We start from the raw sequence: 14497 nt of genomic DNA on the forward strand, positions 1-14497 counted from the left end.
CGTCGACGCCGCCGACGTCGGTGTCGACCTGCTCGACCTCGACGCGCTCGCGCACCGCATGATCCGCGAGCGCGGCGCCGAGTCCTGCTACATCGACTATGCACCCTCGTTCGGGCGCGGGCCCTTCGGCAAGGTGCTGTGCACGTCGGTCAACGACGCCGTCCTGCACGGGCTGCCGCACCGCTACCGGCTGAAGGACGGCGACCTCGTCAGCTTCGACTTCGCCTGCTCGGTCGACGGCTGGGTCGGCGACTCCGCGGTCAGCATCGTGGTGGGCACGCCCCGCGAGGAGGACCTCGCCCTCATCGCCGCCACCGAGGAGGCGCTCGCGGCCGGGATCGACGCGGCGCGCGCCGGCAACCGGCTCGGCGACATCAGCGCCGCGATCGGCGGGGTCGCGCGGTCGCACGGCCTGCTCGTGAACACCCAGTTCGGCGGCCACAGCGTCGGGCGCACCATGCACGGCGACCTGCACCTGCCGAACGACGGGCGGCCCGGCCGTGGCGTCCGGCTCGACCCCGGCCTCGTCGTGGCCATCGAGCCGTGGTTCCTGCAGTCGACCGACGAGATCGTCATGGATCCCGACGGCTGGACGATCCGCAGCGCCGACGGCTCGCGCGGCGCGCACAGCGAGCACACCATCGCCGTCACCGACGGCGACCCCGTGGTCCTCACCGCGCGCGCCTGATCCTCCGGCGCCCCTCCTCGGGGGCGGGGACCGACCACCCGGTCGAAAACCCCTCCGGTCCCGGGACTTTCGGCCTACGGTGGGTCCGGGAGCGCCGACCGGTGGCGGTCGGTGAGGGAGTGGAGGTCGGCGATGCGTCGTCGTGCATCGGTGGTCGTCGGCGTGCTCGTGGGCGCGGTCCTCGTGACGGTGCCGGCGTCGGCGCGGGCGGCAGAGCCGACCGTGCGGACGTCGGGGGACGACGTCACCTACACCGACCCGACGCTCGCCGGTACCGACACCACCCGGGTCCGGGGCGTGCTGCGCGAGGTCGTGACCGAGCCCGCAGCGCCGGTCTCGACCGGCAGCGACCCGCACGCCGGCCACGACCGCACCGGCGGCCAGCCGCTCATCGTGCTCGCCGACGGCACGCACGTGCCGGTCGACCTCGACCTCGACGCCCCCGACGTCGTCGGGTCGACCGTGGTGGCCGAGCTCGTCGACGGCCCGGTGCTCGACGCCGCGCTCGACGGCACCCCGACCGAGCCCGTGCAGGTGCGTACCGCGCAGGTGGACACCGCCGAGGCAGCCGCCGCGCGGGCACCGCACCGGGTCTACGTGGCCGTGGTGGGCAACAGCGGCGCGTCCGTCGACTCCGACGCGACCATCCAGGCGCGCGTCGACGGCGGCACCCGCTGGTGGAGCGAGGAGTCCGGCACGAGCTTCGGCACGGCCTCGACCGTCCGGTACGACAGCGCGCTCGACGCGACGCAGCGCTGCGGCTTCGCCAACCCGTGGACGCTCTGGAGCGAGGCCGGCCGCCGGTTCCCCGACGGCACGTTCGACCAGCCCGGCAACCACCTGCTGGTCGTCGTCGACGACACGTGCAACGGCGTCGGCGTCGGCACGGTGGGGCGCGGCATGGACGACGGCGGGTCGTCGACGCAGAAGGAGTCGGCGTCGATCTTCACGGCCACGTTCGCGCACGAGGTCGGGCACAACCTCGGCCTCAACCACGCGAACCTCGAGAGCCTGGACGGCCAGGGCGGCGAGTACTGGGACCTCTACAGCCCGATGGGTCTCGCGATCGGCTCCAGCCAGAGCCTCGACCCGCCCGCGCTCGAGAGCGAGTACCGCGCGCAGCTCGGGCTCCTCGACACCGGCGAGGTCGAGGTCGTCGGGTCCGGTACGTCCGTCACCCGCACCCTCGCCGCGCGCGGCAGCAGCACCGGCTTGCGGGGCATGGAGGTGCGCTCGCCCGACGGCACGAGCCACTGGGTCGAGTACCGGTCGGGAGGCGGCCGCGACGCCCGGAGCTACTACCGGCTCGAGCCGAACGCGTCGGTGAGCGGCACCCGCAAGTACCCGCGGGGCGTCACGGTGAGCACCCGCACGACGGGCTCGACGGGCAGCACCCTGCTGCGTCCACGCGCCGACGGCACCGTGGCCCACGGGTCGCGCCAGGCGGGCCAGACCTACACCGCCGGCGACGTGTCGGTGCGCGTCGACTCCGTGGGCGCCGAGAGCGCCGTCGTCACCGTCACCAACGGGCCGGTGCTCGCCGACCTCGCGACGTCGACGCCGGTGGTCGAGGGCACCCCGCGGGTGGGCGCCACGCTCACCGCGCAGCCCGGCTCGTGGACGACGGGCACGACGTTCGCCTACCAGTGGTTTGCGGGCGGGACCGCGGTCCAGGGCGCGACCGCGTCGACGTTCGTGCCGACGAAGGGTCAGCTGGGGCGGACGATCACCGTGCGCGTCACCGGCTCGCGCAACGGCTACCGGTCGGCGACCAGGGAGTCGGCCCCCACGCCGGCGGTGGCCGCAGGCGTGCTCGACGCGTCGACGCCCACGGTGGAGGGGGCGGCCCGGGTCGGCTCCCCGCTCACGGGACGCGCAGGCTCCTGGACGGCCGGGACGACGCTGACCTACCAGTGGTCCGCCGGCGGTGTCGACGTGCCGGCCGCGACGACGAGCACCTTCACCCCCACCGTGGCGCAGCTGGACGACGCGATCACACTCACCGTGACCGGCACCAAGGACGGCTACATCACGACGTCGCGCACCTCGCAGCCGACGGAGCGGGTCGCCGCGGGCGCCACGACGGCCGGCGCCCCCACGGTCACGGGCACGCCGAGGGTCGGGGAGCAGCTGGGCGTCGACGTCGGCTCGTGGGGTCCGGGCACGACCTTCACCTACCAGTGGCTGGCGGACGGCTCGCCGGTCACGGGCGCCACGGGCGCGACGTTCACGCCCGGCCCCGTGCAGCAGGGTGCGCGGGTCACGGTCACCGTGACGGGCGCGCGGCCGGGCTACGACACGTCCTCGGCGACCTCGGCCCCGACGGACCGGGTGGCCACCGGCACCCAGGTGGCCGGGACGCCGACGGTCTCGGGCGACCCGACCGTCGGACGCCCGCTGCGGGCAGACCCCGGCACGTGGGCCTCCGGCACGATGCTCACCTACCAGTGGCTGGCCGACGGATCGCCCGTCGCGGACGCCACCACCGACACCTTCACGCCGGGTCCGGCGCAGCGGGGTGCGCGGATGACGGTCACGGTCACCGGAGAGCGGAGCGGCTACGACACCGCGTCGGCGACGTCGGAGCCGACGACCGCGGTGGCTGCGGGCGCCACCATCGCCGGGCGCCCGGCGGTCACCGGCACCGCCAAGGTGGGGGTGGCCCTCGGTGTCGACGTCGGATCGTGGGCGCCGGGCACGACGTTCACCTACCAGTGGCTCGCCGACGACGCCCCCGTGGCGGGTGCCACCTCCAGGACCTTCACGCCTGGCGCCGCGACGGTCGGCGACCGGATCACGGTGCGGGTCACCGGCACGCGCGACGGCTACGAGACGGCGTCGGCCATCTCCGGCCCCTCCGCCGCGGTCGCGGCAGGCACGCTGACGGCGTCGGCGCCCAAGGTGTCGGGCACGGCGGTCGTCGGTCGTCGTCTGTCGGTCGTGCGCGGCACGTGGACCTCGGGGACGACGTTCTCCTACCGCTGGCTCGCCAACGGCACCGCCGTCAAGGGCGCCACCGCGTCGACGTTCGTCGTGCCACGCAGCCTGCGCGGCAAGCGGGTCACGGTGCAGGTGACGGGCCGCAAGAGCGGCTACACGACCCTCACCCGCACGTCGGCCCGGACGGGCGTCGTCCGCTAGCCCCTGGGCGGTAGGTGACGCGCGGAACCTCCTCCAGCGGGCGCTGGCGCGCGTCATCGATGGTCGATGACGCGCGAGACCTACCGCCCACCCGTGTTCCGCAGGCCACCTACCGCCGTGGGGGGAGCCGGTCGTGCCACGGGTCCGCCTGCTCGACCTGGGCGCACAGGGAGAGCAGCGGACCGTCCTCGCCGGGACGGCCGGCGAGCATGACGCCGACGGGCAGCCCGTCGACCACGGACAGCGGCAGGCTCGCGGCGGGGACGCCCGCCATGTTGTAGACGGCGGTGTAGGGCGTGAAGTCGAGCTCGCGGCGGTGGTCCTCGGCGGGGTCGCCGGACTCCGTGAACCACGCGACCGGCTGCGGCGGCAGCGCGAGGGTCGGGGTGAGCCAGGCGTCGAACCCGGCCATGGACGTCACGACGTCGCGGGTGGTCGCCTCGAGGAACTGGATCGCCCGCGCGAGCTCGGCTGCGCTGTACGTGCGCCCCCGCTCCAGCCAGTAGCGGGTCGTCGGACGCAGCAGGTCGAGGGCGGCGTCGGGGATCGGGGCCGCCGCCATGCCGCTGGACCAGACGACGTTGAACTGCGGCTCCAACGCGGGTGGGAACGGGTTCTGCACGTCCACGACCTCGTGACCCAGGGAGCGCAGCACGTCGGTCGCGTGCTCCCACGCCTGCACGGACGACGCCGACGCCGTCACGCCGGGCAGGTACGGGTCGACCCAACGCGCGATCCGCAGGCGCTCCGGGCGGCGCGCGGTCCAGGCGGCGAACAGCTCGGCGGGCTCCGGCAGCGGACGCAGGTCGCCGGGCATGGGGTGCGCCATCGCGTCGAGCAGGGCGGCCGCGTCGCGCACGGTCCGCGCGATCGGGCCGTCCCCGGACAGGCCGCTCCAGTCCGACCCCGTCGGCCCGGCGCTCACCCGTCCGCGGCTCGGCTTGAACCCGAAGACGCCACAGCAGCTCGACGGGATGCGGATCGATCCGCCGCCGTCGCTGCCCTGCGCGAGGGGCACGAGCCCCGCGGCCACGGCCGCAGCGGCGCCACCGGACGACCCGCCCGCCGTCCGCGTCGGGTCCCAGGGCGTGCGCGCGGGGCCCACGAGGTCGTTGTCGGTGTACGACGACAGCCCCATCTCGGGCGTGTTGGTCTTGCCCAGGCTCACGAACCCCGCCAGCTGCACGAGCGTCACGACGTGCGCGTCGACGTCGGGCACGTGGTCGGCCATGAGCCGCGACCCGAGCGTGGTGCGCACGCCGGCCGTCGGGGTGAGGTCCTTGAACGCCGTGGGCACACCGAGGAACGGCGGCAGGTCGCGGGCCGACGTCGAGCGTCGGCGCGCGTCGGCGGCCTGCGCGGCCTCCAGCGCGGCGTCCGCGGTGACCGTCACGAACGCGCCGAGCGTCGCGTCGTGCTGCTCCACGCGGGCGAGGTGGTGCTCGACCAGCTCGACCGAGGTGGTCTCACCGGCCGCCATCGCGTCGGCCATCGCGTGGGCGTCGAGCTCGTGCAGCGCGGTCACCGCTCCAGCGTGCCACGCTGGGCCCGTGCTGCAGTCCGTGGAGGCCCTGCTCGACCCGGTGCTCGACGCGAGCGTCCGGGAGGAGTGGGCGCGGCTCCTCGAGGCGGGGCTTCCCAGCCAGGCCCGGCACACGGGCGCCTCGAACGCTCCGCACGTCACGCTCGCCGTCGCCGAACGGATCGGTGCCGACGCCGACGCCCGTCTCCCTGGCGCGCTGCCGGCCGACCTCCCGACCGTGCGGCTCGGGGGCCTGCTCGTCCTCCCCGGACGCTCCGGCCGTTGCGTCCTGGCGCGTTCCGTCGTGGTGTCCGCCGGGCTGCTCGACCTGCACGCGCGGGTGCTCGACGAGGTCGGCGACGAGCCCGGCGTGCTCGCGCACGTGCGCCCCGACGCCTGGACGCCGCACGTCACGCTCGCGCACCGGCTCGACGTCGGCCTGCTGCCCGCGGCGCTGGCCGCGCTGGCCCTACGTCTTCACCCCCGTGCCCGACCCCGACGCGATCCGCGTGTGGCAGCTGAGCCTGGCCGGGTCGCTGGGGCTGCGCGGGCGGGTCATCGTGTCCTCCCACGGCATCAACGCGACCTTGGGCGGCGACCTCGACGCCCTCAAGCGCTACGTCCGGGGCCTGCGCGAGTACGCGCCGTTCCGCGGCGCCGACGTGAAGTGGTCGGCGGGGCGCGCGCTCGACGACGGCGTCACGACGGCGCTGTTCCCGCGACTCTCGGTCAAGGTGCGCGAGGAGGTCGTCACGTTCGGCGCCCCCGACGAGCTGGACGTCGACGCGCACGGCGTGGTCGGCGGCGGCGAGCACCTCAGCCCCGAGGCGCTGCACGCGCTGGTCGAGGCGGAGGACGTCGTCTTCTTCGACGGGCGCAACCGCATCGAGTCCGAGGTCGGCCGCTTCGCCGGCGCCGTGCGTCCCGACGTCGAGACCACCCGCGAGTTCGTCGAGCTGCTCGACTCCGGCGCCTATGACGACCTGAAGGACCGACCCGTGGTCACGTACTGCACGGGCGGCATCCGCTGCGAGGTGCTCACCCCGCTCATGCGCAGCCGCGGGTTCCAGCGCGTGTACCAGCTCGACGGCGGCATCCACCGCTACGGCGAGGCGTACGGCGACACCGGGCTCTGGGAGGGGTCGATGTACGTCTTCGACGGCCGCACGACGGTCGAGTTCAGCCCCGATGCGAAGGTCGTGGGCCGCTGCGACACGTGCGGCACGCCGAGTCGCGACGTCGTCGACTGCGCGGACCCGGCGTGCGTGCGGCAGATGGTGCGCTGCCCTGCGTGCACGGCCGGGTCGGCCGTCTGCGGTCGCTGAGCGTCAGGCCCAGGACCAGCTGGCGAGGATCGACTGGTCGACGGCGTCGCGGTCGGCCTCCGACAGGTCCTTGTTGTGGGAGAACGTGATCACGTAGCCCTTGCCGTCGACGGCGAGCGTGTACTGCTCGACGCGGTACTCGTTGCCGTTGAGGTTGAACAGCGCGGTGGTGTGCACGGCCTCCTGGCCGTCGATCGTGAGCGGGTCGCGCACCTCGATCTCCTGGGCGTTCGCGTTCTTCAGCACCTTGACGAGCGCGTCCTCGAGCTGCTTGCCCTTGACGTTGACGATCGTCGGGTCGGAGACGACGTTGACGTTGTCGGCGAAGCCGTCCTTGTCGGTCACGTCGATCGCGAGGCTCAGGGCGGCACCTGCCCCGTTCTTGTTCTCCTTCCAGCCCTCGGGCACCGCGTAGCTGAAGCCGTCGGCCTCGACGCGGTCGCCGTCCGCGGGCTTGGCCGTGGGGGCAGGGGCGGAGGAGTCGCCCCCGTCGGTCGAGGAGCTGGCGGAGGAGGACGAGGAGCCCGAGGAGTCGGAGTCGGAGTCGGTGCCGCCGCAGGCGGTCAGGACGACGGTGGCGGTGGCGGCGACGAGGAGGGCGCGCACGGGGGCGCGGTCGAGGAGGCGCATGACGGACAACCTAGTCGTCCGTCCAGGACTGCGCTCGGTGAGGCCCTCAGCCGAGCTCGCCGCCGTCCCAGTCGGGGTTGGCGAGGTTGCGCTGCATCGCGATGTTGAGGTCGCTCACGACGAGCGCGACCTGCCGTGCCACGACGTCGCTGACCCGTCGCTGCAGGCTCTCGGTCGGCGCCGGGTGCACCTCGTCGACCCGCACCTCGAGCAGGTGACCGTCGGGCGCGGCGGCGCCCTCGCGCACCACCAGCAGGTCGACGACGTCGGCCCCGCCGAGCGCCGGCCACACGGTGACCCGCAGGCCGAGCCGTGCCGCGCTCGACGTGCGCGACTGCACCACGACGCGCACCGACACGGCACCGGCCGCAGGTCGGCGGTACCCGTCGGGTGGGCTGAGTCTCAGGACCGGGTCGGTGTCGACGTCGATGGCGAACTCGTGCAGCAGGGGCCTGCCGATCTGCCGCTCGGCCGTGGTGACCAGGAGGTCGCGCAGCCGGCGCGCGCAGTCGTCCAGCTCGGCGTAGCCCAGCCCGGCGCGCCCGGCCAGCAGCGGATCGACGTCGTCGGGGCTCATGGCCGCAGTATGGCCACGACCCCGTCCGCGGTCTAGCGTGGGCCGCCATGAGCACACCGTCCGCCGACCACCGGCACGTCGCCGCCGGGTTCACCGCCGTCGCCGACGCGGTGGCCGACTGGGACGCGCCCGCGCCGGTCGAGGGCTGGACTGCCCGCGACGTCGTCGAGCACCTGGTGACCTGGCTGCCGGCGTTCCTGTCCGCCGGCGGCGTCGCGCTCGGCACGGCCGACCCGCGACCGGCCGACCCCGCCGAGGCCTGGCGCGACCACGCGGACGCGGTGCAGGCGCTCCTCGACGCCCCCGACGCCGACCGACCCTTCACCCACCCGCACGTCGGCACGCACCCGCTCGACCAGGCGGTCGCGCAGTTCTACACGGCCGACGTCTTCATGCACACGTGGGACCTCGCCCGCACCAGCGGGCAGGACGTCGAGCTCGACCCCGACCGTTGCGCCGCCATGCTCGCCGGCATGGCGCCCATCGAGGACATGCTGCGCGGGTCCGGCCAGTACGGCCCGGCCGTTCCCGTCCCCGACGACGCGTCGGTGCAGGACCGGTTCGTCGGCTTCATCGGACGCGACCCCGCCTGGGCCCCTCGCGCCTGAGGGTGGATTCCCGTCGGTGGGCGGGTGCACGATGAGGGCAGCGAGCCCCTGGGAGGACGCCGTGCAGACCACGAACAACCACGACACCTTCACCTCGGTGGCGCCCGACTGTCCCGCGACGTCGGCGCAGGTGCCGCCCGAACGAGCCACGCCGAGCGTCGCGCGGCTGCAGTACGACCTCCTGGCCGACGCGCCCTACCGGTACACGTCCGACGACGTCGTCTACCTCTCGCAAGGCGAGCGACGCGGCATCGACCGCGAGACCTTCTTCGCCAAGGGCCAGCCCTGCCTGCGCGCCTCGCCCCTCGTCAAGCGGTACGGCTGGGGCGTGCACCACGACGCCCAGGGCCGGGTCGCGCTCGTGCCCGTGGAGTCGGCGGAGTACGCCGCGCTACGCGCCGACCCAGCCCTGCAGCAGCGCGAGGGCATGCGGTCGTCGCGGGCCTGACGCCCCAGCCCCGCCGACCAGCCCCGTGGCCCGGGCCCGCCGTCCACCGGCTGGTCGTCCCGAGGTGCAACCTTGCCGGGCAGGAGTTGACTGGACTCATGACCACGACGCACACCACGCTCGGCACCACCGCGCCGCTCGACGTCTCGCCGCTGGGGCTCGGCTGCATGGGCATGAGCGAGTTCTACGGCACCCGCGACGAGTCCGAGGCAACGCGCACCATCCACCGCGCGCTCGACCTCGGCGTCACCTTCCTCGACACGGCCGACATGTACGGCCCCTTCACCAACGAGCAGCTGGTCGGCTCGGCCATCGCCTCCAGCAGCCAGGGTCGCGACGCCGTGCAGCTGGCCACCAAGTTCGGCAACGAGCGGCTGCCCGACGGCACCCGCCTCGGGGTCAACGGCAAGCCCGAGTACGTGCGGTCCGCGTGCGACGCGTCGCTGCAGCGTCTCGGCGTCGACCACATCGACCTCTACTACCAGCACCGCGTCGACAAGACCGTCCCCATCGAGGAGACCGTCGGCGCGATGGCCGAGCTCGTGCAGGCCGGCAAGGTGCGTCACCTCGGCCTCTCGGAGGCCTCGGCCGAGACCATCCGCCGCGCGCACGCGGTGCACCCGATCACCGCGCTGCAGACCGAGTACTCCCTGTTCACGCGTCACCTCGAGGACGAGATCTGGGGCGTCCTCAGCGAGCTCGGCATCGGTCTCGTGCCCTACTCGCCGCTCGGGCGTGGGCTGCTGACCGGCGCGATCACCGCCGAGACCGATCTCGAGGAGTCCGACTCCCGGACCACCGCGTACTTCCCGCGCTTCCAGGGCGAGGCGCTGCAGTCGAACCTGCAGCTCGTCGCCAAGGTGCGCGAGATCGCTGAGCGGCTCGGCTGCACGCCCGGCCAGCTCGCGCTCGCCTGGGTGCTCAGCCGCTCAGGCCGCGACGGCGTCGGCGTCGCGCCCATCCCCGGCACCAAGCGGGTGGCCTACCTCGAGGAGAACCACGGCGCCCTGGAGGTCGAGCTGACGTCCGACGTCGTCGAGGACCTCGAGACGGCCGTGCCCCGCGACGCCGTCCGCGGCGACCGCTACGGAGACCTGTCGAGCATCGATGCCTGAGGACACCATGGCTGCCACCACGCCACGCCCGACCATCGACACCGTCGGCGCCCTGCGCGCCAGCGGACACGCGCACAAGCCGCTGCGCACGGAGATCCGCGACAACCTGCTCGCCGCGCTCGCCGAGGGCCGCGACCCGTGGCCCGGGCTGCACGGCTTCGAGGACACCGTGGTCCCGCAGCTCGAGCGGGCGCTCATCGCCGGCCACGACGTCGTGCTCCTCGGCGAGCGCGGCCAGGGCAAGACCCGCCTCCTGCGCACCATGGTCGGGCTGCTCGACGAGTGGACCCCGGTCATCGACGGCTCCGAGCTCGGCGAGCACCCGTACGCGCCGATCACCGTGGCCAGCATCCGTCGTGCCGAGGAGCTCGGCGACGACCTGCCGGTCCGGTGGCGCCACCGCGACGAGCGGTACGCCGAGAAGCTGGCCACGCCCGACACGAGCGTCGCCGACCTCATCGGCGACGTCGACCCGATGAAGGTCGCCGAAGGACGCAGCCTCGGCGACCCCGAGACCATCCACTTCGGGCTCATCCCGCGCAGCCACGGCGGCATCGTCGCCATCAACGAGCTGCCCGACCTCGCCGAGCGGATCCAGGTCGCGATGCTCAACGTCATGGAGGAGCGCGACATCCAGATCCGCGGGTACGTGCTGCGGCTGCCGCTCGACGTGCTCGTCGTCGCCAGCGCCAACCCCGAGGACTACACCAACCGCGGACGCATCATCACCCCGCTGAAGGACCGGTTCGGCGCCGAGATCCGCACCCACTACCCGACGCAGCTCGTCGACGAGATCGCCGTCATCCGCCAGGAGGCCGACCTCGTCGCGACCGTGCCCGACCAGCTGATCGAGGTCCTCGCCCGCTTCACGCGCGCGCTGCGCGAGTCGTCGGCGGTCGACCAGCGCAGCGGCGTCAGCGCCCGCTTCGCGATCGCCGGTGCCGAGACCATCGCCGCCGCGGCCCTGCACCGGGCCACCCGCCAGGGCGAGCCCGACGCCGTCGCTCGACCCGTCGACCTCGAGACCGCCGTCGACGTGCTCGGCGGCAAGATCGAGTTCGAGTCCGGCGAGGAGGGCCGCGAGGACCTCGTCCTCGACCACCTCCTGCGCACGGCCACCGCCGAGACGGTGCGCGGGCTGTTCACCGGCATCGACTTCGGGGTGCTCGTGGAGGCGCTCGAGGGCGGCTCGCTCGTGGCCACCGGCGAGCAGGTGAGCGCCCGCGACTTCCTCGCCGGCCTCCCCCAGCTCGGCGAGTCCGACGTCTACGACCAGGTCTGCGACCGCGTCGGCGTCGGCGTCGAGAACGGGGGCAACGACGGCGAGCGGGCCAGTGCCATCGAGCTGGCTCTCGAGGGCCTGTTCCTCGCCCGGCGGATCAGCAAGGACTCGGCCGGCGGCGAGACGGTCTACGGGTGAGCTCGTGAGTCGCCAGAACCGTCGCCTGAGCCGTGCCTCCCGGTACGGCGCGTACGTCGACGGGCCGGACCCGCTGGCCCCGCCCGTCGACGTCCGCGAGGCGCTCGACGCCATCGGCGAGGACGTCATGGCCGGCTACTCGCCCGACCACGCGCTCCAGGAGTTCCTGCGGCGCGGCGGTGCCGACCAGCGCGGCCTCGACGACCTCGCCCGGCGGGTCGCCGAGAGACGTCGCGAGCTGGTCGGTCAGCACGCCCTCGACGGCACGCTGCGCGAGGTGCGCGAGCTGCTCGACCGCGCGCTCCTCGAGGAGCGCAAGCAGCTCGCCCGCGACGTCGACCTCGACGACGGCGACCGCGCCCTCGCCGAGCTGACCCTCGACAACGTGTCCCCGTCGCCCGCCGCCGCCGTGCGCGACCTGAACGGCTATGAGTGGCAGAGCTCGCAGGCACGCGAGGACTTCGAGCGCATCAAGGACCTGCTCGGTCGCGAGATGCTCGACCAGCGGTTCGCGGGCATGAAGGACGCGCTCGAGAACGCCACCGACGCCGACCGCGCCGCCGTCCACGAGATGCTCGACGACCTCAACGGGCTGCTCGAGAAGCGCCAGCAGGGCGTCGACACGCAGGCCGACTTCGACGACTTCATGGGCAAGCACGGCCAGCACTTCCCCGAACGTCCGCAGAACCTCGACGAGCTGCTCGACGCCCTGGCGCAGCGGTCGGCCGCGGCGCAGCGGATGATGAACTCGATGACGCCCGAGCAGCGGCGCGAGCTGATGCAGCTGTCGAGCCAGGCGTTCGGGTCGCCGCAGCTCACCGAGGCGCTCGACCGGCTCGACGGCAACCTGCAGGCGCTGCGACCCGGCGAGGACTGGGGCGGCTCGACGCCGATGGACGGCGACCAAGGCCTCGGGCTCGGCGATGGCACCGGCGTGTTCCAGGACCTCGCCGACCTCGACGCGCTCGCCGAGCAGCTCGCCCAGTCGCACCGGGGGTCCACCCTCGACGACGTCGACCTCGAGGCCTTGTCGCGCCAGCTCGGCGACGACGCGGGCGTCGACCTGCGCACCCTCAAGGAGCTGGAGCAGGCGTTGCGTGAGTCCGGTGTCATGGAGCGCGGTACCGACGGGCGGCTGCGCCTGACGCCCAAGGCGATGCGACAGCTGGGCAAGGCGCTGCTGCGCGACGTCGCGAGCGCCATCTCCGGCCGTCGCGGCCAGCGCGACACGCGCGCGTCGGGCGCCGCGGGGGAGCGGTCCGGCGGCACCCGCGCCTGGGAGTTCGGCGACACGGAGCCCTGGGACGTCACCCGCACCGTCACCAACGCCGTCGTCCGCACGGTCGGCGAGGGCGGGTCGCCCGCGTCGATGGCCCGCGACGGCGTGCGGCTGCAGATCGGCGACGTCGAGGTGCAGGAGACGGAGGAGCGCACCCAGGCGTGCGTGGCGCTGCTCGTCGACACGTCGTTCTCCATGGCGATGGACGGCCGCTGGGTGCCGATGAAGCGCACCGCCCTCGCGCTGCACACGCTCGTCAGCACCCGCTTCCGCGGCGACGCGCTCGAGCTGATCGCCTTCGGCCGGCACGCCGAGACGATGGAGATCGAGCAGCTCACCGCGCTCGACGCGCAGTACGCCAAGGGCACCAACCTGCACCATGCGCTGCTGCTCGCCAACCGGCACTTCCGCAAGCACCCCAACGCCCAGCCGGTGCTGCTCATCGTCACCGACGGCGAGCCGACGTCGCACCTGGAGTCCTCGGGCGAGGTGTACTTCAGCTACCCGCCCCACCCGGTCACCATCGCGCTGTCGGTGCGCGAGCTGGAGGCGTCGATGCGGCTCGGCGCCCGCACCACGTTCTTCCGCCTGGGCGACGACCCGGGGCTCGCCCGCTTCATCGACCAGATGGCCCGTCAGGTCGACGGCTCGGTGGTCGCGCCGGAGCTCGACGACCTCGGCGTCGCCGTCGTCGAGTCCTACCTCGGCACCCGCCGCGGTGGCAGCAGCGGCCCCGGCGACGACGGTGGCTGGTCCTCCCGCGGCTGGTGGGCCGGCTGACCAGCCCCTGACCCTCCCCCTCCCCGCTGACTGTGACGTTTGGGGCCCGAAAACCCCGAAACAGGGCCCGAAACGTCACATTCAGCGGGGTGCGAGGGCTCAGTCGAGGACGAGACCCTCGGCAGGAGCGACCTTCGCGGCCCGGCGGGCGGGGATGACGCAGGCCAGCAGCCCGGCCAGGGCGGCGATGCCGACCACCGCAACCAGCTCGCCCCACGGCGTCACCAGCGGGACGTCCTGCACCGCGGCCGTCACGACCGAGACGGTGCCGACCCACCCGAACGCGACGCCGACGACGGTGCCCAGCACCGCGGCCACCAGCGCGAGCAGCAGTCCCTCGGCCGCGAGCATGCGACGCAGCTCCCGACGGGTCAGGCCGAGCGCCCGCAGCAGCGCGTGCTCCCGACCCCGCTCGAGCACCGAGAGCCCGACGGTGTTCGCGATGCCGACGAGCGCGATCGCCACCGAGATCCCCAGGAGGCCGAGGACCGCCCAGGTGAGCACGTCGAGCTGCTTCTCGATCGACGCGCGGCTGTCCAGCGTGCTCGAGACGCCCAGGTCGAGCTCCCGCGCCACCGCACCGACCTCGCCCGTGAGGCGCACCGTGTCGGCTCCGTCGTCGGCGCGGACCCACAGGGCCTGCGGCGTCGCGTCACCCCCGAGGGCCTCGACGACCCCCGGTCCGGCCACCACGGCCGAGCCCCACTCGCTCCCGACGACCCGCGTGGCCACCTCGACGCTGCGTCCGTCGCGCGTGAGCCGCAGCCGCTCGGGGATCCCGTCGGCCATCGTCGTCGCGACGGTGCCGGGGATGAGGACCGTCAGGCGGGGCGGCTCGACGGTGGACGGGTCGCGGGTCAGCTCGCGCACCCCGCTGCTGGGGGTCAGCACCGGCACGACGCCCGCGCCCGGCAGCTCGGCTTGCACCCCGGGCACGAGGCTCGCCCGAGCGACACCGTCGAGT

At 74.0% G+C, this 14497-nt stretch carries 11 protein-coding genes and 2 pseudogenes; 9 read left to right on the forward strand and 4 right to left on the reverse strand.

What is annotated here, in order from left to right; translation table 11 throughout:
- Together map and A6Q79_RS08270 are read left to right on the forward strand one after the other, a co-directional pair.
- On the forward strand, positions 1 to 688 hold a 688-nt coding region (gene map, locus A6Q79_RS08265), incomplete at its 5' end, for a type I methionyl aminopeptidase (RefSeq protein WP_317697687.1).
- Between the two features lie 132 nt (positions 689 to 820).
- Entirely contained in the window at positions 821 to 3829 is a 3009-nt protein-coding gene (locus tag A6Q79_RS08270; protein ID WP_289016653.1) for a zinc-dependent metalloprotease family protein, read from the forward strand.
- Between the two features lie 109 nt (positions 3830 to 3938).
- Here the strand turns inward: A6Q79_RS08270 and A6Q79_RS08275 are convergent, their stop codons facing one another.
- The gene (locus A6Q79_RS08275; RefSeq protein ID WP_289016652.1) at positions 3939 to 5354 is read right to left on the reverse strand and encodes an amidase; all 1416 of its coding nucleotides are present in this window, start codon (positions 5352 to 5354) and stop codon (positions 3939 to 3941) included.
- Between the two features lie 58 nt (positions 5355 to 5412).
- On the opposite strand from A6Q79_RS08275, the pseudogene A6Q79_RS18595 reads away from it, so the two are divergent.
- Positions 5413 to 5811 (forward strand): annotated as a pseudogene (locus A6Q79_RS18595) (2'-5' RNA ligase family protein); the annotation flags it as partial.
- Between the two features lie 22 nt (positions 5812 to 5833).
- Positions 5834 to 6676: pseudogene (locus A6Q79_RS08280) on the forward strand (rhodanese-related sulfurtransferase); the annotation flags it as partial.
- Positions 6677 to 6679: 3 nt separating this feature from the next.
- Here the strand turns inward: A6Q79_RS08280 and A6Q79_RS08285 are convergent.
- Both A6Q79_RS08285 and A6Q79_RS08290 read right to left on the reverse strand, forming a co-directional pair.
- Positions 6680 to 7306: a hypothetical protein gene (locus tag A6Q79_RS08285; protein WP_286690594.1), complete on the reverse strand. Its 627-nt coding sequence runs from the start codon at positions 7304 to 7306 to the stop codon at positions 6680 to 6682.
- A 46-nt stretch (positions 7307 to 7352) separates the two neighbouring features.
- Entirely contained in the window at positions 7353 to 7883 is a 531-nt protein-coding gene (locus A6Q79_RS08290; RefSeq protein WP_067853428.1) for a hypothetical protein, read from the reverse strand.
- A 47-nt stretch (positions 7884 to 7930) separates the two neighbouring features.
- Here A6Q79_RS08290 and A6Q79_RS08295 point away from each other — a divergent pair, with 47 nt between their 5' ends.
- From A6Q79_RS08295 to A6Q79_RS08315, 5 genes are all read left to right on the forward strand, one after another.
- Positions 7931 to 8491: a TIGR03086 family metal-binding protein gene (locus tag A6Q79_RS08295; RefSeq protein ID WP_286690593.1), complete on the forward strand. Its 561-nt coding sequence runs from the start codon at positions 7931 to 7933 to the stop codon at positions 8489 to 8491.
- Positions 8492 to 8522: 31 nt separating this feature from the next.
- On the forward strand, positions 8523 to 8939 hold the full coding sequence (locus A6Q79_RS08300) for a DUF6157 family protein (protein ID WP_286690592.1): 417 nt from the start codon (positions 8523 to 8525) through the stop codon (positions 8937 to 8939).
- A 98-nt stretch (positions 8940 to 9037) separates the two neighbouring features.
- Positions 9038 to 10054, forward strand: a complete 1017-nt coding sequence (locus A6Q79_RS08305) for an aldo/keto reductase (protein WP_067853436.1) — start codon at positions 9038 to 9040, stop codon at positions 10052 to 10054.
- Positions 10047 to 11474 carry a sigma 54-interacting transcriptional regulator gene (locus A6Q79_RS08310; protein ID WP_286690591.1) on the forward strand — a complete coding sequence of 476 codons (1428 nt, stop codon included), beginning with the start codon at positions 10047 to 10049 and terminating at the stop codon, positions 11472 to 11474. The genes A6Q79_RS08305 and A6Q79_RS08310 overlap by 8 nt, the downstream gene beginning before the upstream one ends.
- A 4-nt stretch (positions 11475 to 11478) precedes the next feature.
- Entirely contained in the window at positions 11479 to 13533 is a 2055-nt protein-coding gene (locus A6Q79_RS08315; RefSeq protein ID WP_286690590.1) for a VWA domain-containing protein, read from the forward strand.
- A gap of 99 nt (positions 13534 to 13632) precedes the next feature.
- On the opposite strand, the gene A6Q79_RS08320 is transcribed toward A6Q79_RS08315, so the two are convergent.
- Positions 13633 to 14497: ABC transporter permease (locus A6Q79_RS08320; protein ID WP_317697701.1), on the reverse strand; the 865-nt coding region annotated here is incomplete at its 5' end.

This window comes from Aeromicrobium sp. REDSEA-S32_B7 (genome assembly GCF_001626145.1).
Classification (GTDB): domain Bacteria; phylum Actinomycetota; class Actinomycetes; order Propionibacteriales; family Nocardioidaceae; genus Aeromicrobium; species Aeromicrobium erythreum.